Origin of the sequence: Bradyrhizobium sp. Leaf396 (genome assembly GCF_001424605.1) — a bacterium.
Taxonomy (GTDB): domain Bacteria; phylum Pseudomonadota; class Alphaproteobacteria; order Rhizobiales; family Xanthobacteraceae; genus Bradyrhizobium; species Bradyrhizobium japonicum_C.
Map to the genome: position 1 here is coordinate 186659 of NZ_LMQJ01000012.1, position 23304 is coordinate 209962.

Genomic DNA, 23304 nt, shown 5'->3' on the forward strand with positions numbered 1-23304 from the left:
TTGTTTGCTGACCCTATGAACAAAGCCACGCCGCAAGCTCCCGCCAAGGCTCCAGCGTCCAGCTCCCGGACGCCGCGCCCGACGGCGAGGGCAGCACGAAGATCTCCGGCAGGCTCGCATCGCGCGTCTGCCGCCCCAGCGCAATCGCTGCCGACGGCCGGCCGTAAAACAAGCTCGCCGCCTTCTTGCTCGTGAACGCAATCGCGCGCGGCTGGTGCTTCTCCATCTTCGCCCTGAAGCCGGCTATGTCGATCGTCTCCGGCGCGATCTGGTGATCCATCCCGGCGCCGGTCTTGGAGAGATCGGTGAAGCCAATCCCGAGTTTGATCAGCGAAGCGAACTCGCTTGGCTGATAGCGCCGCGGCGTGATGCCGGCCTCGTGGAGCGCACGCCAGAAGCGGTTGCCGGGATGGGCGTAGTAGTGCCCGAGCTCCGCCGAGCGCGTCGAGGCGGCGGTGCCGACGAAGACGAGGCGGAGGTTGGGGCGGAGGAGATCGGGGAGGCGGTGGGCTTCGCTCCTTAGCTTATTCACTGCGCAAACTGGACGGGCTATGGGCTGCGGAAATCATTCGTGCGAGGGGGGCAGGGCGGGTTAGCCCATTTCGGAAGCCAGCAAGACTGAAGTCATCTTGCCCCCGCATTTGAATTATTCAATCGCTTGTTGTGCCACAAAGCTCGCTGTAGTTGAATGTGGGTCGTTTCAACTCGATGGGCTGCGAATATCTTGAATAATGATCAGATTAAACCTGGCCTATCGATCGATGGGCGATACTCGCTGGTCAGGCAATTAGGTCTAGGGTTGTCTGGGGCAACTTGGCTTGCGAGAGATACCCTGGCAAGCTCTGATGTCGTAGTTAAATTTTTTCCCAAGCGCACCTCCGCTCAAGGCGACTACCAGCGCCACTTGATCGCACTGCATAGTCTCCTGTCTGGCATCCCCTTAGCGAGATGGGCGGCTCCGATAGCTGTAGGAGAACTTGACCAATTTGATTATCAGATACTGCCATTTTTTAATGATTACAATAGCTTAGCTGATATTATAAGGAACGGTACGGAGGGGCTACGAACAAACTTCCATTTTATTGCGGAAGTTGCCGAAGCTCTGGCCGAGTTGCATGCCGCGCAGGTCGTTCATGCCGATCTCAAGCCTTCAAATATCCTCGTTCGATCAGATCATGAAGAGGTCCGCCTTATCGACTTCGGGATGATCCGTAGACTTGATAATGCTGTGGAGCTTGTTTCGACGTGGCGGTACTTGCATCCCGTGTTTAGAGAGGGAGCTTCAGCCCACAGCGAGCGGGTTCATACCGATCGCATCACCGTTAGTCGAGGGATGTTGGCTGGCACGCCTGTTGATACCTACGTCGATGTTTATGCTTTGGGGATTATCTCCCTCGAATTGCTCACCAGCCAGACAAGTTACGATCGGCCTCTAACCGATCGTTCCGTTTCGGATCTCATCGCAAAGCATAATGAGGCATTCACGCGTCTTCCAGGCGGTCTGAAGGCGCGCATAGCAAACTTCGTAGCTCAACTGCTATCCGTTAGCCCCGATCGCGAAGTTATTGAAGCTCGTACTGCTGCTTCAATAGCGAGATCAATTTTATCAGATATACCATCTGATGTATCGTTTACGACAATTGAGCAACGGCAGCTTCGCGCAAAACACGATCAGGATGCTGGCACAGCAACGGCGGTGGTTGCACTACGAGATATTCGAGCCAATCTCGAACAGGAAACGCTAGTATTATTTGCAGAGGGAAATCGGCAGGTTTCCATTTCCGCTGCAGAGCCCGAGGCAGCAATCCTCGATCAGGTTTCGGAGGTGTTTACAAGCGCTCGCGAAAGAGTGAAGTCGGCTTGGCGCATTGGGATGGCAATGACAGTCATCTGTTTCTCGTTGATCATATTGATGATCGTAATTGCGGTGGTTATGTCGATCACAACGGGCAGCTTCGCGTGGGGCGGAATATTTGGCTCGCTGGGAGTGTCGTCCGTGATCGGAACTCTTATCTGGCGACCTTATGATAGGTTGTTTCGTGCGACGATATTCGCTCAGCAGATTGAGGTTATCCATATTCGCGTGATCGCTGGCCTGCGAAGCATTGATCGTGGAGAACAGCTTCGCGTATGCGAAGAAGCGATTGCGTCATTAAGTGACGTATTCAAGGAGCACACTGTCGGAGATAAGAGCCTCGCTACAGCGCGCAGGAAACCGGGGCGGAAAAAGCTCACATAGAAAAAAGATTGCTTTATCGAATCGCATCATAGAATGTCGATACATATGGCCGAATAGTCGTCTCTAGGGTCACGAGATTCGACCTCTCTCATGAGGCGGGCGCAGAATTCCTGCGCGGTTTTGCATTCGAGTGATAAGTCACGAAGCTCTTTGGCAAAGATTTTGGACGATATGCCGTCGGTGCATAAAACGAGCCGGTCACCCTCTTGTAGTTCAAAGTCGGTTTGAAATAACTGAAACTCACTTGCAGGGGACAAGACCGATAGGAGAACATTTCGTCTAGAGTAGCGGCGAGCGCTTGCCTTCGAGAGTACGCCACGAGCGATTAGTTCCTGAACTTCAGTTTGATCTACGGTCCTCGCGACGATGCCTTCGTTTCGAAGGTGATAGATTCGCGTGTCCCCTACATGACCCACACTAGCGTGTGTTCCTTCGATTACTACTAACGTCAGTGTTGTGCCCATGCGCGATAGTTCTGGGCGCTCCTCAGAGCGGCGCTGGAGTTGATGTTTGGCTTCTGCAAAAATCTCACTTATGGACGGTCGGGGTATCTTATCTACGGCCCGATCCACGGCCTCAACGGCTATTGTTGATGCGACTCGACCTCCAGCTTGTCCCCCCATTCCATCGGCGATTGCGGCCAACCAGGTTCCGTCCTGCGCACCCCGAGACAGCATAGCGTCTTCATTTTCAATTTTCTTGCCGACGACGGAGAAGCAGTAGCTATTTATCGTCATGTGTCTGCCGCTTCAGATTTCTCGCGAAGAATTGGATGAAGATTTCCTCTTTGAGCTCCTATTGACCGTTCGAGTCGATCCATCTCGTTGCTAAAATCTATTCCTTGAACGTCGATCTCAGTTGCGATTCGCTTTGCCAGATCGTCGGATATGCCCGTTCCCACCATTCGGACGAAGGTTCTTTCAACAAACCATCGATTGTGGCTAATGCCCAAGTCCAGAAGGGCAAGAGCAATGTTCGCCTTTAGATCGAATTCGCCCTCCCTATAAAAGACCTCCGCCCGATTGGCGATTACATCGCAATAGTCAAAATCAAATCCGCCGCTGGTTGCGTATTTTGCATAGTCTTTACCGAGTGAGGCGAAGAGATCCGGCGCATCCTGCGCGAGCTTCTCGAGCTGAGAAATGCTGAGCGAGCGAAATAGTGCATGGTTTGTGTTGCCCTTTTCGTCGTTATCATCGATCTGTTGAAAGACGCGATCCCATTCGTCGGGCGTAAGTTCCTCTTTCGAGTGAAGTAGATTGACAACCTCCTCTTCTTCTTTGGAGGTAAAGGATATTTTCTCCTTGCTCAGGGCTTCGTAAAGGTCCTCTCGAAGCTTGGCGACATTCGGGTATCGTCGTCGAACGTTCTGCTTTGTGCATCGTTGAACGATGGGTGACAGGCTACCAGAAACATTTAGTTCCACGTGCGGAAGCCGATTTACGCCACCGCCGAAGATGTCATGTAAGATCGCGCCCACAGAGTAAATGTCGGATTGAATCGTGGCGCGCTTGAAATTAAGTGCGCATTCTGGCGCTCGATACAGTGGTGTCCCGCCGCCCATGTTGCTCGCCGTCAACGTTGAAGTCAGGCCGGCCTCAGGGGACATCAAGCCAAAATCCGAGATCGCGTAGCGACTATCTTTCTTCGAAGAGTTAAATTTCAAGACATTCGCTGGCTTGAGGTCACGATGCTTGTACCCTTTTTCGTGAATGGCTTCTAGCCCCGCAAGAATATCAAACAATGGTTTTCTGGGGTCGCCGCCCAGCGTGCGATCCGCTTTCAGCTCATCTGCTAGACTGCAGCTCGCAAGCTCCATAACGAACCACGGCGGATTTGCATCCAGATCGAAATCGTGGATGTTCACAACATTTGGATGGTCGATTTGAAGCTGGTAGCGAACTTCCCGCTCAAATCGAGCTCTCAATTCCTCGGCGGTCACCCCGGGCAATGTGGGCGGTGTGAAGGTCTTCATCGCCCACCGATGACCTTTGGAGTCCTCGACTAAATCGACGACGCCAAAGGAGCCTTTTCCGATTTCTTTTAGTCTTTTGTACTTCGCCAATGTTCACCCAATCGCTAAGGGCAGTCAGTCCCTCACAACACCCGGTTACTCTCCTTCACCTTCTCCGCATCCAGATAAACGCTGCTGCCCATCTCCTTGAACTTGGCGCTCATCCTGGCCATGCCGTCCTCGGCCGTGCCGCTCATCGACATCCCCACGCTGTTCGGATCGTTCAGCGTCGCCGCGTAGTCCCGCACGTCCTGCGTGATCTTCATCGAGCAGAATTTCGGGCCGCACATCGAGCAGAAATGCGCGACCTTGTGGGCTTCCTTCGGCAGGGTCTCGTCGTGGAAGTTCTTGGCGGTCTCGGGGTCGAGGCCGAGGTTGAACTGGTCGGTCCAGCGGAATTCGAACCGCGCGCGGGAGAGGGCGTCGTCGCGCAGTTGCGCGGCGGGGTGGCCCTTGGCGAGGTCGGCGGCGTGGGCGGCGATCTTGTAGGTGATGACGCCGGTCTTGACGTCGTTGCGGTCGGGCAGGCCGAGATGCTCCTTCGGCGTGACGTAGCAGAGCATGGCGCAGCCGAACCAGCCGATCATGGCGGCGCCGATGCCTGAGGTGATGTGGTCGTAGCCCGGCGCAATGTCGGTGGTCAGCGGCCCAAGCGTGTAGAACGGCGCCTCGCCGCATTCCTTGAGCTGCTTGTCCATGTTGATCTTGATCTTGTGCATCGGCACGTGGCCGGGGCCTTCGATCATGACCTGGCAGCCCTTGTCCCACGCGATCTTGGTCAGTTCGCCGAGCGTCTCCAGCTCGGCAAACTGCGCGCGGTCGTTGGCGTCGGCGATCGAGCCCGGGCGCAGGCCGTCGCCGAGCGAGAACGAGACGTCATACTTGCGCATGAGGTCGCAGATCTCGTCGAAGTGGGTGTAAAGGAAACTCTCCTTGTGATGCGCCAAGCACCACTTCGCCATGATCGAGCCGCCGCGGGAGACGATGCCGGTGACGCGGCTGGCGGTGAGGTGGATGTATTGCAGGCGCACGCCGGCATGGATGGTGAAATAGTCGACGCCCTGCTCGCACTGCTCGATCAAGGTGTCCTTGTAGAGCTCCCAGGTCAGCTTGACCGGATCGCCGTTGCACTTCTCCAGCGCCTGGTAGATCGGCACCGTGCCGATCGGCACCGGCGAGTTGCGCAGGATCCATTCACGCGTGGTGTGGATGTTGCGGCCCGTCGAGAGGTCCATCACGGTGTCGGCGCCCCAGCGGATCGCCCACACCATCTTCTCGACCTCCTCCTCGACCGACGAGGTCACCGCAGAGTTGCCGATATTGGCGTTGATCTTGGTCAGGAAGTTGCGGCCGATGATCATCGGCTCGAGTTCGCTGTGGTTGATGTTGCAGGGGATGATGGCGCGGCCGCGCGCGATCTCCGAGCGCACGAACTCCGGGGTGAGGAAGGCGGGCACCGAGGCGCCGAAGCTCTCGCCGTCGGCAAGCGCAGCCTCCGCACGTTCGAGCTGCTTCTTGCGACCGAGGTTCTCGCGCTCGGCGACGTAGATCATCTCCTTGGTGATGATGCCGGCGCGGGCGAATTCGAGCTGGGTGATCTTGTGGCCGTCGAGGCCGCGCAGCGGCTTGTGATAGGCCGAGAAGGCACGCGCGGCGTTGTCCGTGGAGACGCTGCCATTGTCCTCCGGCTTGATCTGGCGGCCCTCATATTCCTCGACGCCGCCGCGCTCCAGCACCCAGGCCTTGCGATTGCGCGGCAGGCCGGCGTTGACGTCGATTGTCACGCTCGGGTCGGTGTAGGGACCGGAGGTGTCGTAGACCGGCAGGTTTGGTTCGCCCGCGCCTTCGGACAGGATGATCTCCCGCAGCGGCACGCGCAGGTCCGGCGCGGCGTCCGGCGTGGCGAAGATTTTTCGGGAGGAGGGCAGGGGACCGGTGGTGACGGCCGGCACGGTCTTGTCAGGGTTGGAGCGGATGTTCATGGGGAATCCTCCGGGTTAATTCTGGTGTGCGTGCGTTGGAGCGACGGCGTTGAATTCTCGCTCCGTCATTGCGAGGAGGCCGCGACAAAATTGCGTAGCAATTTTGCGCTGGTGCGACGAAGCAATCCAGACTGTCTCCGCGGAGGGATTCTGGATTGCTTCGCTTCGCTCGCAATGACGAGCGGAGAGAGTTTCGGTCATGCCGTCTCCTTGGTCACGCCGAGCCACTGCCGCACGCGGGCATCCGGATCGGGGTTCTGGATGACGTCCGAGACGACGGCGATCGAATCCGCGCCCGCGGCAAAGATCTCCGCGGCGTGCTCGAACTTGATGCCGCCGATGGCGACCAGCGGGATATCGCCGATGCGCTTCTTCCATTCCGTGATTTTGGGAATGCCCTGCGGCTCGAAGCGCATCGATTTGAGCGTGGTGAAGAAGATCGGGCCCAGCGCGACGTAGTCGGGCTTGGCTTCGAGCGCGGTGGCGAGCTCGGCGTCGTCATGGGTGGAGATGCCGAGCTTGAGGCCGGCTTCGCGGATCGCCGCGAGGTCGGCCTCGGCGAGGTCCTCCTGGCCGAGATGCAGATATTGCGCGCCGGCGACGATCGCCGCGCGCCAATAGTCGTTGACGACGAGCTTCGTCTCCGTGCCCTTGGTGATCGCCAGCGCGTCGGTGACGATCTGCAGAGCGGCGGCGTCGTTCAGCTCCTTCGCGCGCAGCTGGATGGTGCCGACGCCGAGCCTGGTCAGGCGTTCGACCCATTGGAGGCTGTCGACGACGGGATAGAAGCGATCAGGATACGGCATGCCAGAACGGGGTCCCAACGACAGGGGTGGAAGGAGAGGCGAAGTCGCGGGCGTTCATCAGCCCGGCCTCGTAGGCGGTGCGCCCGGCCTCGCAGCCGAGGCGGAAGGCGGTCGCCATCGCGACGGGATCGGCGGCCTTGGCGATCGCGGTGTTGAGCAGCACGGCATCGTAGCCGAGCTCCAGCGCCTGCGCGGCGTGGGAGGGCGCGCCGAGACCGGCGTCGACCACCAGCGTGATGTCGGGCAGCCGCTCGCGCAGCAGCCTCAAGGCATCGCGGTTGGTGATGCCCTTGGCGCTGCCGATCGGCGCGGCCCATGGCATCACCACCCTGCAGCCGGCATCGACCAGGCGGTTCGCGACCGAGAGATCCTCGGTGCAATAGGGGAACACCTCGAAGCCGTCCTTGGTCAGGATGGTCGCGGCCTCGACCAGGCCGACGACGTCGGGCTGCAGCGTGTCGTTGTCGGCGATGACCTCCAGCTTGATCCAGGCCGTGCCGAACAATTCGCGCGCGAGCTTTGCCGTGGTCACCGCCTCGCGCACGGTGCGGCAGCCGGCGGTGTTCGGCAGCACTGACACGTCGAGCTCGCGGATCAGCTTCCAGAAGGCGTCGCCGGTCTTGCCGCCGGCGGATTCGCGCCGCAGCGACACCGTGACGATGTTGGCGCCGGACGCGCGGATCGCGTCCTGCATGATCGCGGGCGAGGGATAGAGCGCGCTGCCGATCAGGAGGCGCGAGGCGAAGGTCTTGCCGTAGAAGGTCACCATGTTGAAGTCCCCGTCATTCCGGACGGGCCGCGGTACGCGGGCCGATCCGGAATCTCGAAGTTGTGGCGCGAGATTCCGGGTTCACGCTTCGCGTGCCCCGGAATGACGGGCCAAAAAGAGCCGTCGCCGCGAAGAGAGTGCGCCATCCCGCTCACCCTCCCTGCCGCGGCGTGATGATCTCGATCTCGTCGCCGGCCTTCAGCCGCGTTTCGGCCCAGCGGCTTTTCGGCACGACGTCGTAGTTCAGCGCGATGGCGAAATGGGTGCCCTCGTAGTCGAGCTCGGTGAGCAGCGCGTCGACGCTGGCCGCGTTCACCTCGCGCTGCTCGCCGTTGACGATCACGCGCATCGCATCACCTCGTTGTCGATCTGGCCGCGCTCGACATAGGCGAGGGTCAGCTCGGCGAGCGCGGGCGCGATCAGGAAGCCGTGGCGGTAGAGCCCGTTGACGCTGATCCTGCCGCCGCGGATGCCGATGCGCGGCAAATTGTCGGGATAAGCGGGGCGCAGGCCCGAGCCGAATTCGACGATGCGGGCCTCGCCGAAGGCCGGATGCACGGTGTAGGCCGCGCCCAGGAGCTCCAGCGCCGAGCGCACGCTGACGCCGGTGTCCTCGGCCTCGATCGAGGTCGCGCCCAGCATGAACCGGCCGGCCTCGCGCGGGATCACGTAGAGCGGCCAGCGCGGATGGATCAGCCGCACCGGGCGCGCTAGCTGCACCTCGTCGGTCTCGATCAGGATCATCTCGCCCTTGACGCCGCGAAGCTCGCTGTGCTCGTCGCGGGCACCGAGGCCGCGGCAGTCGATCACGATGCCCTCGGGATCCGAGTTGGCGAGATCGCTTGCGGTGACGTCGCTGCAGAACCTGATGGTGCCGCCGGCGGCGCGGATGCGCGCGTGCAGCTTCGGCAGCACGCGGCGCGGCTCGACATGGCCCTCGGCCGGGAAGAACAGCGCGTCGCGGAAGCGGCCCTCCAGCGAGGGCTCGAGCTCGGCGAGGCCCGCGGCATCGAGCCGGCGGTGGTCCTCGGTCATGCGCGCGAAGCGCTCGAAGTCGTTGCGCTCGCGCGGATGAGCGACGACGAGCGAGCCGTTGAAGGGCGTGTCGGGCAGCTCGCGCCGCCATAGATCGAGCGAGCGCAAGCCCAGGCGGCTGATGATGGGTTCTGCGACCTCGGCCTCGCAATAGGGCGCCAGCATGCCGCCGGCCCAATGGCTGGTGGCCTCCGTCATCGCCTCGTCGCCGCGCTCGTGCAAGGTGACGGCGTGGCCGGCCTGCGCGAACAGCAGCGCCTGCCATGCGCCTGCAATGCCTGCGCCGATGATGGATACCGGGGAATCCGGTCGCTTGGTGGTCTGCAACATCCCTGTCCCTTCGCCGGCATGACCCGGATCAGGTTCAAAGGGTCACCGCGGTCTTGGGCAGCCGGTGTTGGCGGATTGCCCATTTAGCGGTATCTCAGCTCCTCCTCGGAGCACCCCTCGGAACGGGTCTAATGTATGCCAGTGGCGGGCGGTGTCAACGCGTGTTGCCGCGGACGAGTCATTCCGGGGCGGACCGCAGGACCGGGCCCGGAGTCTCGAGATTCTCGGGTGCGCAATTGCGCACCGGGGTTCGATGCTTCGCATCGCCCCGGAATGACGGTGGTTAGTGCGGAACCTGCGCCCGCGCGTTGCGGACGCGCTGAGCCAGCTTGCGAGGCGGCGCCGTGCCGAACATCGGCTGCGGATTGCCGTTCGGCTCGAGCCAGGGCTGGCCAAAATTGCCTTCGCCCATGCCGGCGAGCTGCACGGACTGCTGACGCTGGCGCTTTGCAGCGTAGTAATAGCCGCCCGCGAAATAACGCACGGCTCGGGCGTGGTCGCCATTGGCGGCGCGATAGGCGCCGGCGAGGTACTTCACCGCATAGGTGAGGTTGGTGTTGGGATCGCGCAGGCCGGCGGCATCGCCGGTGTAGCCGACGCCGCGGGCGGTCGCGAGCTTGATCTGCATCAGCCCGATGGTGCCGCCACGGCCGACGAGGTGGGGCTGGTAGCGGCTCTCGCGCATGATCACGCGGTGCACCAGCGCTTCCGGCACGCCATTGGCGCGGGCATGGGCTGCGACCATCTCGGCATATTCGGCTTCGCCGGCGAAGGCGGCCTGCGGCAACGTCAATCCGGCCGCGAGCAGCGCGACAACGCGTAAAATTTTCATCAGTTATTCCTTGAGCAGCCTGCGCCCGCTGCGGTTAAGCGACCAGAACGCGGCGATGATGTGACCAAACGCCGCCGATGGCGTTTTTGCGGTGCCGTGCCGCCGTTACGACCCAAAGCTGGCGTAGCGTGATCGGGATGGAACCCGCGCTCGCGGCAGCACGCCTGTCTATTCGCGCCGGCGTGTGAAAGCGAGTATGCAAGCGCTGCAAATCGGGAGAGGTGCCATGACAAAAGCCGGTCTCGTCACTGCACACGCCGCCGTCATCCCCAGACACAATCCCTGCGCCCAATGCGGCACGCCGATCCCCGCACCCGATTGGATCGAGCCGGGCGAGGGGCGCGTCTCCTACCTCTGGACCTGCCACGCCTGCAATTATCGTTTCGAGGCGGTGGCGATCTTCGGGGAGGTTGCCGCCGAGCATCCGCCGCTGGCGGCCTGACATCAAGCCGCCAGCCGGGTCGCCTGCGATCGCGGCAATTGCATCCGCACGATGAGCCCGTGCGGCTTGCGGTCATGCAGCGACAGCTCGCCGCCATGGGCGAGTGCGATCGCGCGCGCGATCGAGAGGCCGAGCCCGAAGCCGGTGGAATCGTCCATGGTGCGCGCGTCGTCGCCGCGCACGAACGGCTCCAGCATCTCCTGCTTGCGCGCATCCGAAATGCCGGGGCCGTCGTCCTCGACGTCGACGACGAGCGCCGTGTCCGAGACGGCGAGCCGGATCGTCACCTCGGCGCCGAAGCGCGCCGCGTTCTCGACGAGATTGGTGATGCCGCGATGCAGGTCGTCGGGCCGCGCGGCGGCGGTCGCCGACGCCGGGCCTTCGTAACGCACCACGTGGCCCATGTCGCCGAACTGGTCGGCGATGAGCTGCAGCGTGCTGGCGATGTCGACCAGCGTCACGGCCTCGATCTTGCGGTCGTTTCGCAGCAGCGACAGCACCGATTCCAGCATCGCGCGCATCTGATCGAGATCGACCAGCATGCGCTTGCGGTTGCCCTCGTCCTCGATGAACTCGGCGCGCAGGCGCAGCCGCGTGATCGGCGTGCGCAGATCGTGGCTGATCGCGGCCAGCATCCGCGTGCGATCCGACATCAGCCGCGCAATGCGCTCGTGCATGCGGTTGAGCGCGCGCGCCACCGAGCGGATCTCCTCGGGGCCGCGCTCGGGCAGCGGCTCGGCGGTGCCGTCGAGACTGAAATTCTCGGCGGCCTCGGCAAAGGAGGACAGCGGCCTAGTCAGCGCGCGCGCCGCCCAAAGGCCGAGCACGGTGACGCAGATGAAGGCGGTCATCAGCGCCATCAGCCAGGGCGCCCCCCAGAACCACGGCCGGGGGCCGCCATCGACACGAGCTACGATCATGGTGCCGTCGGGCAGTTCGACGCCCACGCGCTCCGGAGTCCCGTTCGGGGCAAGCTGCATTGCCTTGAAGCCCGGGCCGAGATGGCGGCGCATCCCGTGCAGGTGCGGACTGTCGCTGGTCTCGACGGTCGCGGTGCCGGGTGCCAGCATCTCGATGCCGAGCCTCGGAAAGGCGCGCGCCAGATCCGCAAGCAGGCGCGGCCGCTCGCCGGGCTCGGCCGCGCCGAGCAGCAGCGCTGCATCGGCGAGTTGATGCGCCCCGTCCGGCGGCGCGTCGTGGCGGTCCGACCGGTTGATCAGGAAAGCGGTCGTGACGACGAGATGGAGCGCGACGGTCGAGGCCAGCACCAGTGCGGCGATCTGCCCGCCGATCCCCTTGAGGTGGAAGAATCCGAACGGCTTCATCGTCGGCATCCCCGCTCAGCTGCTCAGGGAAACCGTGACCGCTTCAGTCCTCGGCGTGAACAGATAGCCGCCTGAGCGCACCGTCTTGATCATGGTGGGATCGGCCGGGTTCGGCTCGATCTTGCGGCGGATGCGGCTGACCAGCACGTCGATGGAGCGCTCGAACGCGCCGGTGTTGCGGCCCTGCGTGAGGTCGAGCAGGCTGTCGCGCGACAGCACGCGGCCCGGCCGTTCGCAAAAGGTGCGCAGGAGATCGAACTCGGCGCTGGTCACCGCCACGCGTGCGCCTTCCGGATTGCGCAACTCGCGCAGGCGAAGATCGATGCGCCAGCCGTCGAAGGCGAGCGTCGAGGCGCCCTCGATCGCGCTCGCCGCCTGCGCGGCAGCCTGGCGGCGCAGCACCGCGTTGATGCGGGCGAGCAGCTCGCGCGGGTTGAACGGCTTCGGCAGATAGTCGTCCGCGCCCATCTCGAGGCCGACGATGCGATCGACGTCCTCGCCGCGTGCGGTCAGCATGATGATCGGCGTCTGCGATTCGGCGCGGACCTTGCGGCAAAGGCTGAGGCCGTCCTCGCCGGGCAGCATGACATCGAGAATGATGAGGTCGACGCGGTGATCGGTCATGGCGCGGGACATCTCGCGGCCGTCGCTCACGGCGGTGACGTTGCACGCGTTGTTGCGCAGGTACTTCGCGATCAGCGTCCGCGTTTCGCGGTCGTCCTCGACGACCAGGATGTTGGGATTGGAAATGGCCATGCGTTCTGTTTGTCCAAAATTCGGGCCAAATGGCGAAGATTTTTGTTTCAGATTGTTTCTGTCCGCCTGTCCGCAACGGGCGGCAATCGAGGTGGTGTGGAGCGGCAAGATCTCGTTAAGGCCGCTAACCATAGCGTGGAGTCGTCAAGCAACGAAACCCCGCAAGATCCACGGAGCCATCATGACCTCGATCTCGGCGGCTTCCGCCGGCAGCTATCAATCGCCGCTCCAGCGGCTTCAGCAGGAACTGCAATCGCAAGTCTCCGCCGGCACGATCTCGTCGACGGACCAGTCCGCGCTCTCGACGGCCCTGACGGATATCGACACGGCGCTGCAGCAGAGCCGATCGAGCGGCCAGTCGAGCGGTACGCGTCCGTCGAAGGAGGCGATGCAGTCGAAGATCGACGATCTCATCTCGAACGAAGTGTCGAACGGGACGCTGACCTCCGATCAGGCGGAGGAGCTGAAAAGCGTGTTTCAATCCGCCTTCGCGAGCGGTCCCGCCAGCGCGGGTGGACCCGGTGGCGCAGGTGGCCCGCCGCCCGGACCGCCGCCGGACGACAGCTCTTCGGATTCGGCGACGACGGATTCGACGAGCAGCAGCTCGACCGAGCAGACCACGGCCGAGATCCTCCAGCAGTTCCTGCAGGCGCTGCAACAGTCGCAATCGTCGGCATCGTCCTACGGCGCCAACGGCAATTCATCGAGCAGCTCGAATTTCTCCGCGCTGCTGATCGACTTCACGAGCTGACCCGAGCCAAGCGAGGTCGGCGCGGTCCTCGCCGCGGTCATGCGTCGCCCAGGACGTATGATCGTCGGCGGGAACCGTGCATCGCAGAATGTTCCTGAGTGACGCAGGAACAAGCCTCGCCTGCTCGCATCGCGCGACGAAATTGTGGCGCGCACGGAACCGGGCGAGATCAGAGCTGTTTTCTCCGCACGAGTTTTCTGTGAAGGAGAGGACAACATGATGAAGTCGATCGTTGCCGGCCTCGCCGGTACTGCACTGCTCACCACCGTCGCGTTTGCGCAATCGCCGACCGCCACCGGCGACAAGGCTGCGCCTTCGGCCACGGCCCCGACGACCTCCACATCCACGACGGCGTCGACCACGGCGTCCGGCCAGTGGCGCACGTCCAAGATGGACGGCCTGAAGGTCTACAACGAGGCCAACGAGAACATTGGCACGATCAATGATCTCTTGATGGACAAGAACGGTGACATCAAGATCGCGGTGATCGGCGTCGGCGGCTTCCTCGGCCTGGGCGAGCATCTCGTGGCCGTGCCCTATGAGAAGCTGAAGTTCGTCAACGAGCCCGTTGCCTCGACCACGGCGAACATGGGCACCAAGCCCGCCGGGACCGCCGGTACTACGACCGGCGCTGCGACCGGCACCGACAGGCCCGCGGCGACCGCGACGACGTCGTCCACGTCGAAATGGTATCCGGACCACGCCGTGTTCAATGCGAGCAAGGACGAGCTGAAGAACATGCCGGAGTTCAAGTTCTCGGAATAATGTAGCTCCGACGCTCCAACGAAGCGCGCCCGGTTTTCACCGGGCGCGTTATCGCTTCTTTGTGGAGCGCCATCTGGTGGCCTACATCCCCGACAGCTTCGTCACGAAAACGTTCAGCGTGCCGCCGGCTTCCGCGACCACGCGAAGCGTCTTCGAATCGAAGGCGATGTCGGCGAGAGTCAGGCTGTCGATCTTGGCCTCGACCCTAAGGCCATCCTCGATCTTCTGATAGTCCGCGATCACGGCGGCGATCTTCTCGCGCGCATTGGCGGCGATCGGCTTCAGATCGAGCGTTGCTCTCTGCAGCAGCGCCTGCTGCATCTGCGGCACCACCGCGCGCGCGGCGGCGCCGAGCAGACCGAACGCCGCCTCGGATTCCACCGCGAGCTCGATGTCCGTCAGGCGCAGCGTTTGCCGCGCCTGGTCGAGCACGGGCCGGCCCCAGATGTGCACCGTCGCCTCGGCGCCCAGGCCGAGCCAGCTCTTCTTCTCCTTCGCTTGCACCAAAAGCGAGATCAGCAGCCGGTCACCCGAGGGTGTCACGTTGGCGCTCCTGACGGTGACGTCGACCGGGCCGGAGCCGTCCTCGGGATAGGTCCGGCCCACCATCTGGGCTGCGATCAGCTTGTTGATCTCGGTGAAGGGCACGTCGATCGGCACGCCGATGTTCACGCCCGTGCCGGTCGGCGGCACGATCGAGATCTTGTCGGGGAAGGGGCAGTCGGGTTTGGTCGGTGTCGAGGTCACGCGTGTCTCGGCTTCGAGGCCGAGCAGCAGCGTCACGGCCTGCGCGTCGACGCGCGGCTGCGCTGCGATGGCGCGGACCGGCTTCATCTCGAGCCAGAGCGGCGGCAGTGCGGCTGACGAGCCCGAGCCTTGCAGCGGAATCGAGCGGCACGCCTTGACCCATTGTGCCCTTGCATTGTCGCGCAGCGAGGGATCGTTGCGGATGCGCTCGGAGACCGCGTTGATCTGCTCGCCGACGGTCTTGTCGATCAGCGGCTTCACCTGCGCCGGCACGTTGACCCTGGCGCCGGCGACGTTGAGGTTGGTGTCGCCGAGATTGACCTGGGCGCCGAGATTGGGCTCCAGATGCCAGGCGGCCGCGAGCTTGGGACGCGAGGTGACGACCACGTTGCCCTTGATCTCGGCGTTGGCGTTCAGGTTCTTGATGTTGACCGCGCCGATCCGTTTTGCTGCGTCACCGCCAAGCACGCTGCCGAGCGCGTCGCCGAGTGCGCCGGTGGCTTTCGACGATAGCGAGCCCGTGACGTTCAGCCTGCCGGTGAGCGGCGTCGAGATCGTCAGCACGTCCTTGTCGCCGCTGGTCGCCATTGGCCCGCGCACGGCGGACCAGCCGATATCGGCGTTCTCCAGGATCTGCGAGATCGGGTTGTCGGCCTTGCCGGCAAAATTGCGCGGCGCGGCCTTCTCGGCCTGCTCGCGGATCGCAGACAGCGCGATGGCCACCGGCGCGATCACGATGGAGCTCTTCGAGGCGGGCGGAAGCGGCGGCAGTTGCGCGACCGGGGGTGCCGAATTCGTCGCCCGCGGCGACAGCAAATCCATTGCCTTCAGGCTGATGAAGAACGACGCCGCGAGCACAGCGACGCCGACCAGGATAGTCTTCAGATTCAATGTCGGTCGCATCAATCCCCCAAGCCGCCCCATCGGGGATTCTACAGGGCAGGCGAGGAGGGCGCTAGAGCGCACCGGTGGGGTAGAATTGGGGCGGACAGGTTAACGGCTGCGAACGCGCCCCTCGATACGTGTTCAGGCCGCCACTGGTAGCTAGCTGCGCTTCGGACGGCGGATGGCTCTCACGTTGCCGCGATCGCCGCCGCCGCAGAAGAAGCGATCGCCGCCATCAGACTCGAGCCCCGACACGACCGTTCCGGCGGGCAGATCTAGCTGCTCCATCACCTTGCCGGTTTCGGGGTCGATGCGCCGCAAGTCGCTCTGCTCGTTCTCCCAGGTGCCATGCCAGAGCTCGCCGTCGACCCAGGTCACGCCGGTCACGAAGCGCTTGCTCTCGATGGTGCGGAGGACCTCTCCAGTTTCGGGATCGACCTGATGGATCTTGCGCTCGCGATATTGTCCGACCCAGAGCGAGCCCTCGGCCCAGGCAAGACCGGAATCGCCGCCGCCGCCGGGCGCCGGGATGGTACCGAGCACCCTGCCTGAGGCTGCATCGATTTTCTGGATGCGATCCTCGGCGATCTGGAACAGGTGCCGGCCGTCGAACGCCGTTCCCGCATGCGCGGCGACGTCGATGGACCGCGCGATGCTGCCGTCGGCCGGATCGACCGCGTTCAACTTGTCGCCGGATGCGAACCAGACATGCCTGCCGTCATAGGTGACGCCATGCACGGTCTCGACGCCTGGAAAAGGCCCATACTCCGTGATGATCTCGGCGGCTGAACGTTTCATGTGCGCGATCCCTGTTGGATGTGACCTGATCTCATCCTACGTTTTCAGAAACGGTCCGGGGAGTAACAAGCCTGTCGGGAAACCTGGAACGGGCGGCGTCATCCAGCGGCGCGCCCGGCCGTGTCCGAATGACTGCACCTTGCCGGATCGCGCCAGCTCCTCGAGGGCGCGCTGCACGGTGCGCGGACTGATCCCGAGCGCAAGCGCGAGCGCCGAGCTCGACCATGGTTCGCCATCGGCAAGGAAGGCAAGAACGGCGGCGTGCTTCTCCTCGACGGGCCGCGCCAACACGAGGACGTCGCGCGTCTTCCGCGGCGCAAGCACGAAGCCCTCCCTGGTCGCGCTGATGTCGGCCAGAGGTTTGAGCTTGGTGCGAAGCCGTCCGATTTCGACGCGCAATCGCGCGCGGTGCGACTCGTCGGCGTGCCTGGCTCGAAAAGCGCCCGATATCAGCATCTCGCGCGAGACATCCGCGGGCCATGCCTGCGCCAGCAGACGAGCGAGCGCGAACAGCACCGGGCGCGTTCCGAGCGACACGACGACGCCTTGCCTGCGCACGACGTGATGAAAGGTGTCCACGAGGAGCGCGGCCGAGGTCGTCAGTCGTTCGACCTCGCCGAGCAACAGCGTATGTTCGCTGCCGCGACAGATCAGGCGCGCTGCGGGCGCATCGAGGATGAGCTTCGCGCCATCGACCTCGGCCGCGAGCGCCGGGATTCTCGCCATCCGTGCTGCGTGAGCTGCGCGGCTGAGTGCCGTGCGTGCTTCCTTCGTCCTGAGGCGCCTGATTGCAATGCCTGCGACCACAAGCTCGCGGGTGACTTGTGATGCCGGCGGGAGCGGCGTGGGTCGGATTTCGGCCAGCGTGCGCTCGGCCTCATCAAGGCGCCCGACCAGAAGCAAGCGGCGCGCTTCGACGTGACCCGCATGGGCGGCATTGGCGAGATCGCCATGCATTTCGAGCGTCGCGCGTGCTGCCCGGAGGGCCGTCACGGGCCAGCTCAGATCGCGCGAGACCAGCGCGATCTCGGCTTCGGCCACGACGCATCTTGCGCGCGCGACCGCCTCGCGCGGACCGAAGGCGCGCGCTGCGCTTCGCAGCAGCGCCTTGGCCCTGGCGAGATCGCCGAGTTGCGCCATCGCGATGCCGCGCAGCGCAAGCGACGGCGCATCGTTGCGCAATGCAACGCGGTTGAGCGCGCCGAGCGGATCGCCGGCCTCCAGCGCGCGCGCCGCGGCGGTGATCAGCGACTCCATGTCAATCCCGCCACACTTGTTACTCCCACCACGCAGCTGTCCGGTGCCAGAAATCGCAGACGGCCGAGAAGGGGCGGCAGGTTCCGCTTCCGGCACGGCGGGGTGTGCAACGATGGCCGAGGCAAGAGATTTGGAGAGTGATCATGACATCAGTTGAAAACGCAGGGACCAACGGAGGGACCGCCATGCAGACCCCGCCTGTGGTGTCGCCGCAGGACTGGGAGGCGGCTCGTCTGCAGCTGCTCGTGAAGGAAAAGGCGCATACTCGTGCCCGCGATGCCCTGGCGGCCGAGCGCCGGCGCATGCCGTGGATGGCAGTGGACAAAACCTATGCGTTCGAGGGGCCCGGCGGCAAGCTCAGTCTGCTCGACCTGTTCCAGCGGCGGCGGCAGCTGATCGTCTACCGCGCCTTCTTCGAGCCCGGTGTGTTCGGCTGGCCCGATCATGCCTGCCGCGGCTGCTCCATGGTGGCGGATCAGGTCGCGCATGTCGCGCATCTGAACGCCCGCGACACCACGCTGGTGTTCGCCTCGCGCGCGCCGCAGGCCGAGATCACCAGGCTGAAGCAGCGGATGGGCTGGACCATGCCGTGGGTCACCATCACCGACAATTTCGATGCCGATTTCGGCGTCGGCGAATGGCACGGCACCAACGTGTTCTACCGTGACGGGACGCGCATCTTCCGCACCTATTTCGTCAAGAGCCGGGGCGACGAGCAGATGGGCGGCACATGGAACTATCTCGACATCACGCCGCTCGGCCGCCAGGAGGTGTGGGAGGATTCGCCGAAGGGCTATCCGCAGACGCCGACCTATAAATGGTGGAACTGGCACGACAGCTACACGAAGGGCGCGGCGCCCGACAAGAGATGGGTGGAGATCTCGGACGCCGGCGAGAAGGCCTTTCGCGAGGAGGCCGCGGGGGAAAGGAAATGACCGGTTCGGTCAGCGCGGCCGCCGGCACCGGCCACGACGGCATGCGGGCCGCGCGCCACCTCGCCAGGTGGCTCGGGCTGGCGGCCACCCCGACCTTCGCGATCATGGCCGCGTCGACGGCTGTGCTTGGCGACGGAGCGGCGGACATGCTGTGCGCCGGGCAGGGCTCCGTGCTCGGCGGGATGGTGCCGATGTATCTCTTGATGAGCGCGTTTCATTCAGGGGCGTGGCTGAAGCTGATTGCGGAGCGGAGGCTTCGGCCGTCGTGAACGCCTCGTCGTTTCGAGACAACCGCTTGGCGGTCTCCTCAGGATGAGGCTAACTGTTGGCCGTGCCTTGGCGCGAGCATCGTGGAAGGACTGGCGGCCACTTGCTCAGCCCTCATCCTGGGGGCCCGCCAAAGGCGGGCATTTCGAAGGATGCGCAGCGACTTCCGAATCGCCGACGTCGGGCGGGCTATTATTGCGAGCCCGCCTCCTGCAAATACGCCACCACCTTCGCCGCCTCATCGGCCGAGATACCGCCATAGGGCTGCATCTTGTGGCCGGACACGACCTCGTCCGGCTTGACCATGAAGCGGGTGAGCCTGTCCTGGTCCCAGACGAAGCCGGCTTCTTTCATGGACGAGGAGTAATTGTAGTCCGGCAGCGAGCCGGCCTTGCGTCCGACGATCTTGTTGAGATTGGGACCGAGGCGATTGTCGCCCTCCCTTATGGAATGGCAGGTGCGGCAGGAATTGTTGAAGGCCTGCTTGCCTGCGTCTTCATTGGCGGATTGCTGCGCGAGCGAGGACGGCGCGGACAGCAGCAGCATCAGGGCTCCAGCACCGACGAGGACGTGCAGCCACGGGTTCGGCGAGGATTGCAGGCATGATTGCATTTGCGCCTCCATCGGGGACCTGCGCCGCAGCAAGCGCGCGTCGGGAATGCCGAGGGCAAACTAATACGGCCCCGGCGGGTTCCGGGGCCGTTTGCGTCACGATGTCCTGTCGCTTTACCGCGTTGCGGTGCCGAGGTCTGCGCGGCGCTCCGTCATCGGAAGCACGATCACCTTGGTGCCGACGTTGACGCGGGAATAGAGGTCGGTGACGTCTTCGTTGGTCATGCGGATGCAGCCGGAGGAGACACGCTTGCCGATGGTCTCGGGGGCGTTCGTGCCGTGGATACGGTAGATGGTGCCGCCGAGATACATGGCGCGTGCGCCGAGCGGATTGCCGGGGCCGCCTGCCATGTGACGCGGCAGATACGGCTGGCGAGCAATCATTTCCGGCGGCGGGGTCCAGGCCGGCCATTCGGCCTTGCGGCTGACCGACTGGATGCCGGACCAGGTGAAGCCTTCGCGCCCGACGCCAATGCCGTAGCGCAGCGCCTGCCCGTTGCCGAGCACATAATAGAGATAGGTGTTGGGCGTATCGATGATGATGGTGCCCGGCGCTTCGCGCGTTGCGTAGGCAACGGTCTGGCGGCGGAAACGGGCCGGCAGTTCGACTGCGTCCTGATCCTCGGACGGCGCGGCCTGGTAAGGCGTTGCCTGGTTAGGCTGATAGGGTTCGAACGGCTGCGGCGCGGCCAGCTGCGGCAGCGGCTGGAAGAACGGGAAGATTTGCATTGGCGCGGCGTTGGCCGCGCCTGCGAACGCGATTGCGGAGATCGTGGCTGCACCGAGCGCGACGGCGCGCGAATAGGTCTTGAAGGTGTCCAGATTGAACATTTGATCGCCCCTGTTTGCCCGGTGTCGTTGCTCACCGCGGCACCGTTTCGGTGCTCCGTTGCCTAAATCACTAACGGAAAAGCGTTTCGGGACATTTGCGCGGAAAACCGAAATTGGTTTCGTGGCCGCAAGGATTGTTTCATGACAGTTTCGTGGCCTTGACGGCCCGTTAACGAACAAAACAGCCCGCCGACATTTCGATGACGTCACACGCGTGAAATATCCTTCGTTGATGGTCGATGCCTGAGAATCATCAAACTCTCGGGATTTTCCGATGCGGGTATTAATCGCGACCGACGCCTGGCATCCGCAGGTCAACGGCGTGGTGCGGACGCTGACCTCGCTGGCGAATGCGGCCAAGGGCCTCGACGTCGAGATCGACTTCCTCACCCCGGACGGCTTTCCGTCCTGGCCGCTGCCGACCTATCCCGGCCTGCGCTTCGCGCTGCCGGGCGGAAAGGAGATCGCGCGGCGGATCGAGAAGGCCGCGCCGGACGCGCTGCACATCGCGACCGAGGGCCCGATCGGCTGGGCGGCGCGGGCCTATTGCCGGCGCAACCGGCTCGCCTTCACCACCTCTTATACGACGCGCTTTCCGGAATACGTCGCGGTGCGGACCGGCATCCCGGCCGCGGTCGGCTATGCCGTGCTGCGTCACTTCCACGACGCCGCCGCCATGACGATGGTGGCGACGCCTTCGCTGCGGCAGGAGCTGTCCGAGCGCGGCTTCAAGCGGCTCGGCTTCTGGACGCGCGGCGTCGACACCGAGCTGTTTCATCCCGACGCTCCGGCTCAGCTCGACCTTCCGCGTCCGATCTTCATGACGATGGGGCGCGTGGCGGTGGAGAAGAATCTGGAAGCGTTCCTATCGCTTGACCTGCCCGGCACCAAGGTGGTCGTCGGCGATGGCCCGCAGAAAGCTGCGCTGGAAAAGAAGCACCCTGATGCCGTCTTCCTCGGCGAGAAGAAAGGAGCGGATCTCACCGCCCATCTCGCCGCGGCCGACGTGTTCGTGTTCCCCAGCCTGACCGACACGTTCGGCGTTGTGCAGCTGGAGGCGCTGGCCTGCGGCACGCCGGTTGCGGCGTTTCCGGTCACAGGTCCGAAGGACGTCATCGCCGATCATCCGATCGGGGCGATCGACCATGATCTGCGCGCCGCGTGCCTGCGCGCGCTCACCATGTCCCGCGAGACCTGCCGCAATTTCGCGCTGGAGCGCTCGTGGGAGAACAGCGCGCGCCAGTTCGTCGGCAATCTCACCTCACTTCAGCCCAGCCGCGCCTTGCGCGCCTCGCCCCGCATGGCGAGGCGGCCGGTGCGCGGTTGATCGTCCATTTGAACCACAGCGAGAACCCATCGATGGCTAAGATCATGAACCTTGACGGCACGCAGCAGCTCGACCTCACCCGCGGCACGGTCGAGCAGGCCTACGACCGCTGGGCGCCCGTCTATGATCTCGTGTTCGGCGGCGTGTTCGCCAAGGGCCGGCAGGCGGCAATCGCGGCCACCAACAAGATCGGCGGCCGCGTGCTCGAGGTCGGCGTCGGTACCGGCATCTCGCTGCCGCTCTACGCGCAGAACCTGCGCATCTTCGGCACCGACATTTCGGAAGCGATGCTGGACAAGGCGCGCCGCCGCGTGAAGGAGCAGAAGCTGAAGAACGTCGAGGGTCTCGCGGTGATGGACGCCGAGAAGCTCGAATTCCCGGACAATTCCTTCGACGTCGTGATGGCGCAATATGTCGTCACCGCCGTGCCGAACCCGGAGAAGGCGCTGGACGAATTCGCCCGCGTTCTGCGCCCCGGCGGCGAGCTGATCATCCTCACCCGCGTCAGCGCGGACACCGGCATGCGCCGCTTCATCGAGCAGAAGCTGCAGCCGGTGGTGCGTCCGCTCGGCTTCCGCACCGCCGAATTCGCCTGGTCGCGCTATGCCAAATGGCTCGCCGGTGCGAAGGGCATCGAGCTCGCCGAGCGCCGCCTGATTCCGCCGCTCGGTCATTTCTCGCTGGTGCGCTTCCGCAAGATAGACGTCGCCAAGGCGGCGTGAGCTTACGCGTCGCGTGCGTCACCGCGCCGCTGCGCATCGTCACATGACAAGATGATGATGTCACACGGCCTACATCGAATCCCTGTAATTCCGGACCCGAAAGCATTTTGGGGGAGAGCATGATCAAGAATTATCTCGAGCAGCTGCGAATCCAGCGCTGGGACGACCATCGCTACTATCACCACAGCCGCATCAATCAGAGCCTGCACTTCATCAGCGCCTTGAGCTTTCTCTTCGCCTATGTCTGGCTGTTCATCGATCCCGTGGTGTCGGCGCTGGTCGGCTGGCTGGTCTCGATGACCTCACGCCAGGCCGGTCACTTCTTCTTCGAGCCGCACACCTACGACCACGTCAACCAGGCGACACACGAGTACAAGGAAGAGATCAAGGTCGGCTACAACTTGCAGCGCAAGGTGGTGCTGATGGCGATCTGGGCGCTCTCGCCCCTGGTGCTGGTGGTTGATCCGACGCTGTTCGGCCTGTTCACCCCGTGGGCGAGTGCGACCGACTTCATGCGCCAGGTGGCCAAGATCTGGCTGGTGGTCGGCGGCGGCGGCCTGTTGTTCCGCACGGTGCACCTGTTCTTCATTCGCGACGTCGAGACCGGTCTCGTCTGGATGACCAAGATCCTGACCGACCCGTTCCACGACCTGATGCTCTATCACAAGGCCCCGCTCGCGCTGTTGCGGGGCGAGCTGATGGACCCCGGACTGCACCTCAACCCCGAGCACACGCTGGGCCTCGCCGGCGAGCCGGTGCTCGAAGAGCAGCACGCCTGAGCGCGCCGGCCTCACCAAGCAATTCGATGTCTCATGGTTACGTCATGCCCGGGCTCGTCCCGGGCATCCACGTCTTGGAGCTAGCGCGCGGAGACGCG

At 63.7% G+C, this 23304-nt stretch carries 25 protein-coding genes and 1 riboswitch; of the genes, 9 read left to right on the forward strand and 16 right to left on the reverse strand.

Features of this window, described 5'->3' with window-relative positions:
* Nucleotides 1–13: 13 nt before the first annotated feature.
* The gene (locus ASG57_RS13955; protein WP_057196551.1) at nucleotides 14–532 is read right to left on the reverse strand and encodes a mismatch-specific DNA-glycosylase; all 519 of its coding nucleotides are present in this window, start codon (nucleotides 530–532) and stop codon (nucleotides 14–16) included.
* A 192-nt stretch (nucleotides 533–724) separates the two neighbouring features.
* On the opposite strand from ASG57_RS13955, the gene ASG57_RS36675 reads away from it, so the two are divergent.
* Nucleotides 725–2239: a protein kinase domain-containing protein gene (locus tag ASG57_RS36675; protein WP_162250056.1), complete on the forward strand. Its 1515-nt coding sequence runs from the start codon at nucleotides 725–727 to the stop codon at nucleotides 2237–2239.
* Between the two features lie 26 nt (nucleotides 2240–2265).
* Here the strand turns inward: ASG57_RS36675 and ASG57_RS36680 are convergent, their stop codons facing one another.
* From ASG57_RS36680 to ASG57_RS13995, 8 genes are all read right to left on the reverse strand, one after another.
* On the reverse strand, nucleotides 2266–2976 hold the full coding sequence (locus ASG57_RS36680; RefSeq protein WP_082528946.1) for a PP2C family protein-serine/threonine phosphatase: 711 nt from the start codon (nucleotides 2974–2976) through the stop codon (nucleotides 2266–2268).
* Entirely contained in the window at nucleotides 2973–4304 is a 1332-nt protein-coding gene (locus ASG57_RS13965) for a serine/threonine-protein kinase (protein WP_057196553.1), read from the reverse strand. Before ASG57_RS13965 ends, ASG57_RS36680 begins: the two co-directional genes overlap by 4 nt.
* 32 nt (nucleotides 4305–4336) lie before the next feature.
* Nucleotides 4337–6235 (reverse strand): phosphomethylpyrimidine synthase ThiC, encoded by a 1899-nt coding sequence (thiC, locus tag ASG57_RS13970; protein WP_057196554.1) that lies wholly within the window; start codon nucleotides 6233–6235, stop codon nucleotides 4337–4339.
* Nucleotides 6236–6432: 197 nt separating this feature from the next.
* The gene (locus tag ASG57_RS13975) at nucleotides 6433–7041 is read right to left on the reverse strand and encodes a thiamine phosphate synthase (RefSeq protein ID WP_057196555.1); all 609 of its coding nucleotides are present in this window, start codon (nucleotides 7039–7041) and stop codon (nucleotides 6433–6435) included.
* Entirely contained in the window at nucleotides 7028–7810 is a 783-nt protein-coding gene (locus tag ASG57_RS13980; RefSeq protein WP_057196556.1) for a thiazole synthase, read from the reverse strand. The genes ASG57_RS13975 and ASG57_RS13980 overlap by 14 nt, the downstream gene beginning before the upstream one ends.
* A gap of 151 nt (nucleotides 7811–7961) precedes the next feature.
* On the reverse strand, nucleotides 7962–8159 hold the full coding sequence (gene thiS, locus ASG57_RS13985; protein WP_024339493.1) for a sulfur carrier protein ThiS: 198 nt from the start codon (nucleotides 8157–8159) through the stop codon (nucleotides 7962–7964).
* Nucleotides 8150–9175 (reverse strand): FAD-dependent oxidoreductase, encoded by a 1026-nt coding sequence (locus ASG57_RS13990; RefSeq protein ID WP_057196557.1) that lies wholly within the window; start codon nucleotides 9173–9175, stop codon nucleotides 8150–8152. Before ASG57_RS13990 ends, thiS begins: the two co-directional genes overlap by 10 nt.
* Nucleotides 9163–9303: riboswitch (TPP riboswitch) on the reverse strand. Its footprint overlaps the gene before it by 13 nt.
* Before the next feature lie 155 nt (nucleotides 9304–9458).
* Complete coding sequence (locus ASG57_RS13995; protein ID WP_024339495.1) at nucleotides 9459–10007, reverse strand: lytic transglycosylase domain-containing protein; 549 nt, start codon at nucleotides 10005–10007, stop codon at nucleotides 9459–9461.
* 226 nt (nucleotides 10008–10233) lie between these two features.
* On the opposite strand from ASG57_RS13995, the gene ASG57_RS14000 reads away from it, so the two are divergent.
* The gene (locus ASG57_RS14000; protein ID WP_024339496.1) at nucleotides 10234–10449 is read left to right on the forward strand and encodes a hypothetical protein; all 216 of its coding nucleotides are present in this window, start codon (nucleotides 10234–10236) and stop codon (nucleotides 10447–10449) included.
* Nucleotides 10450–10451: 2 nt separating this feature from the next.
* Here ASG57_RS14000 and ASG57_RS14005 read toward each other — a convergent pair whose 3' ends face one another.
* Nucleotides 10452–11774 (reverse strand): ATP-binding protein, encoded by a 1323-nt coding sequence (locus ASG57_RS14005; protein ID WP_024339497.1) that lies wholly within the window; start codon nucleotides 11772–11774, stop codon nucleotides 10452–10454.
* 15 nt (nucleotides 11775–11789) lie between these two features.
* Nucleotides 11790–12530 carry a response regulator gene (locus tag ASG57_RS14010; RefSeq protein ID WP_024339498.1) on the reverse strand — a complete coding sequence of 247 codons (741 nt, stop codon included), beginning with the start codon at nucleotides 12528–12530 and terminating at the stop codon, nucleotides 11790–11792.
* A 181-nt stretch (nucleotides 12531–12711) separates the two neighbouring features.
* On the opposite strand from ASG57_RS14010, the gene ASG57_RS14015 reads away from it, so the two are divergent.
* Nucleotides 12712–13281 (forward strand): hypothetical protein, encoded by a 570-nt coding sequence (locus tag ASG57_RS14015; protein ID WP_024339499.1) that lies wholly within the window; start codon nucleotides 12712–12714, stop codon nucleotides 13279–13281.
* A 216-nt stretch (nucleotides 13282–13497) separates the two neighbouring features.
* Nucleotides 13498–14046 (forward strand): PRC-barrel domain-containing protein, encoded by a 549-nt coding sequence (locus ASG57_RS14020; protein ID WP_024339500.1) that lies wholly within the window; start codon nucleotides 13498–13500, stop codon nucleotides 14044–14046.
* Between the two features lie 81 nt (nucleotides 14047–14127).
* Here the strand turns inward: ASG57_RS14020 and ASG57_RS14025 are convergent, their stop codons facing one another.
* The 3 genes from ASG57_RS14025 to ASG57_RS14035 form a co-directional block, all read right to left on the reverse strand.
* Nucleotides 14128–15696 (reverse strand): DUF4403 family protein, encoded by a 1569-nt coding sequence (locus ASG57_RS14025; RefSeq protein WP_024339501.1) that lies wholly within the window; start codon nucleotides 15694–15696, stop codon nucleotides 14128–14130.
* Nucleotides 15697–15837: 141 nt separating this feature from the next.
* Nucleotides 15838–16476 carry a Vgb family protein gene (locus ASG57_RS14030; protein WP_057196558.1) on the reverse strand — a complete coding sequence of 213 codons (639 nt, stop codon included), beginning with the start codon at nucleotides 16474–16476 and terminating at the stop codon, nucleotides 15838–15840.
* Nucleotides 16477–16512: 36 nt separating this feature from the next.
* Nucleotides 16513–17733 (reverse strand): winged helix-turn-helix domain-containing protein, encoded by a 1221-nt coding sequence (locus ASG57_RS14035; RefSeq protein ID WP_057196559.1) that lies wholly within the window; start codon nucleotides 17731–17733, stop codon nucleotides 16513–16515.
* 140 nt (nucleotides 17734–17873) lie between these two features.
* Between ASG57_RS14035 and ASG57_RS14040 the strand changes: the two genes are divergently transcribed.
* Together ASG57_RS14040 and ASG57_RS14045 are read left to right on the forward strand one after the other, a co-directional pair.
* Nucleotides 17874–18668 (forward strand): DUF899 domain-containing protein, encoded by a 795-nt coding sequence (locus ASG57_RS14040; RefSeq protein ID WP_057196670.1) that lies wholly within the window; start codon nucleotides 17874–17876, stop codon nucleotides 18666–18668.
* Nucleotides 18665–18937 (forward strand): hypothetical protein, encoded by a 273-nt coding sequence (locus ASG57_RS14045; protein ID WP_057196560.1) that lies wholly within the window; start codon nucleotides 18665–18667, stop codon nucleotides 18935–18937. Before ASG57_RS14040 ends, ASG57_RS14045 begins: the two co-directional genes overlap by 4 nt.
* 190 nt (nucleotides 18938–19127) lie before the next feature.
* Here ASG57_RS14045 and ASG57_RS14050 read toward each other — a convergent pair whose 3' ends face one another.
* Nucleotides 19128–19547, reverse strand: a complete 420-nt coding sequence (locus tag ASG57_RS14050; RefSeq protein WP_057196671.1) for a c-type cytochrome — start codon at nucleotides 19545–19547, stop codon at nucleotides 19128–19130.
* Between the two features lie 114 nt (nucleotides 19548–19661).
* Complete coding sequence (locus ASG57_RS14055; RefSeq protein WP_057196561.1) at nucleotides 19662–20378, reverse strand: L,D-transpeptidase; 717 nt, start codon at nucleotides 20376–20378, stop codon at nucleotides 19662–19664.
* Between the two features lie 274 nt (nucleotides 20379–20652).
* On the opposite strand from ASG57_RS14055, the gene ASG57_RS14060 reads away from it, so the two are divergent.
* The 3 genes from ASG57_RS14060 (at nucleotide 20653) to ASG57_RS14070 (ending at nucleotide 23206) form a co-directional block, all read left to right on the forward strand.
* Complete coding sequence (locus tag ASG57_RS14060; RefSeq protein WP_057196562.1) at nucleotides 20653–21705, forward strand: glycosyltransferase family 4 protein; 1053 nt, start codon at nucleotides 20653–20655, stop codon at nucleotides 21703–21705.
* Between the two features lie 32 nt (nucleotides 21706–21737).
* Nucleotides 21738–22427, forward strand: coding sequence for a class I SAM-dependent methyltransferase (locus ASG57_RS14065; RefSeq protein WP_024339510.1), 690 nt, complete (start codon nucleotides 21738–21740; stop codon nucleotides 22425–22427).
* A 119-nt stretch (nucleotides 22428–22546) separates the two neighbouring features.
* Complete coding sequence (locus ASG57_RS14070; protein ID WP_024339511.1) at nucleotides 22547–23206, forward strand: membrane protein; 660 nt, start codon at nucleotides 22547–22549, stop codon at nucleotides 23204–23206.
* Nucleotides 23207–23304: the final 98 nt, after the last annotated feature.

Excerpts from the sequence above, each read along its gene's own strand:
- ASG57_RS36680 (WP_082528946.1), bottom strand. The coding sequence starts at position 2,976 with ATGACGATAAATAGCTACTGCTTCTCCGTCGTCGGCAAGAAAATTGAA.
- thiC (WP_057196554.1), bottom strand. The coding sequence starts at position 6,235 with ATGAACATCCGCTCCAACCCTGACAAGACCGTGCCGGCCGTCACCACC.
- ASG57_RS13975 (WP_057196555.1), bottom strand. The coding sequence starts at position 7,041 with ATGCCGTATCCTGATCGCTTCTATCCCGTCGTCGACAGCCTCCAATGG.
- ASG57_RS13980 (WP_057196556.1), bottom strand. The coding sequence starts at position 7,810 with ATGGTGACCTTCTACGGCAAGACCTTCGCCTCGCGCCTCCTGATCGGC.
- thiS (WP_024339493.1), bottom strand. The coding sequence starts at position 8,159 with ATGCGCGTGATCGTCAACGGCGAGCAGCGCGAGGTGAACGCGGCCAGC.
- ASG57_RS13990 (WP_057196557.1), bottom strand. The coding sequence starts at position 9,175 with ATGTTGCAGACCACCAAGCGACCGGATTCCCCGGTATCCATCATCGGC.
- ASG57_RS13995 (WP_024339495.1), bottom strand. The coding sequence starts at position 10,007 with ATGAAAATTTTACGCGTTGTCGCGCTGCTCGCGGCCGGATTGACGTTG.
- ASG57_RS14000 (WP_024339496.1), top strand. The coding sequence starts at position 10,234 with ATGACAAAAGCCGGTCTCGTCACTGCACACGCCGCCGTCATCCCCAGA.
- ASG57_RS14005 (WP_024339497.1), bottom strand. The coding sequence starts at position 11,774 with ATGAAGCCGTTCGGATTCTTCCACCTCAAGGGGATCGGCGGGCAGATC.
- ASG57_RS14010 (WP_024339498.1), bottom strand. The coding sequence starts at position 12,530 with ATGGCCATTTCCAATCCCAACATCCTGGTCGTCGAGGACGACCGCGAA.
- ASG57_RS14015 (WP_024339499.1), top strand. The coding sequence starts at position 12,712 with ATGACCTCGATCTCGGCGGCTTCCGCCGGCAGCTATCAATCGCCGCTC.
- ASG57_RS14020 (WP_024339500.1), top strand. The coding sequence starts at position 13,498 with ATGATGAAGTCGATCGTTGCCGGCCTCGCCGGTACTGCACTGCTCACC.
- ASG57_RS14025 (WP_024339501.1), bottom strand. The coding sequence starts at position 15,696 with ATGCGACCGACATTGAATCTGAAGACTATCCTGGTCGGCGTCGCTGTG.
- ASG57_RS14030 (WP_057196558.1), bottom strand. The coding sequence starts at position 16,476 with ATGAAACGTTCAGCCGCCGAGATCATCACGGAGTATGGGCCTTTTCCA.
- ASG57_RS14035 (WP_057196559.1), bottom strand. The coding sequence starts at position 17,733 with ATGGAGTCGCTGATCACCGCCGCGGCGCGCGCGCTGGAGGCCGGCGAT.
- ASG57_RS14045 (WP_057196560.1), top strand. The coding sequence starts at position 18,665 with ATGACCGGTTCGGTCAGCGCGGCCGCCGGCACCGGCCACGACGGCATG.
- ASG57_RS14050 (WP_057196671.1), bottom strand. The coding sequence starts at position 19,547 with ATGCAATCATGCCTGCAATCCTCGCCGAACCCGTGGCTGCACGTCCTC.
- ASG57_RS14055 (WP_057196561.1), bottom strand. The coding sequence starts at position 20,378 with ATGTTCAATCTGGACACCTTCAAGACCTATTCGCGCGCCGTCGCGCTC.
- ASG57_RS14060 (WP_057196562.1), top strand. The coding sequence starts at position 20,653 with ATGCGGGTATTAATCGCGACCGACGCCTGGCATCCGCAGGTCAACGGC.
- ASG57_RS14065 (WP_024339510.1), top strand. The coding sequence starts at position 21,738 with ATGGCTAAGATCATGAACCTTGACGGCACGCAGCAGCTCGACCTCACC.
- ASG57_RS14070 (WP_024339511.1), top strand. The coding sequence starts at position 22,547 with ATGATCAAGAATTATCTCGAGCAGCTGCGAATCCAGCGCTGGGACGAC.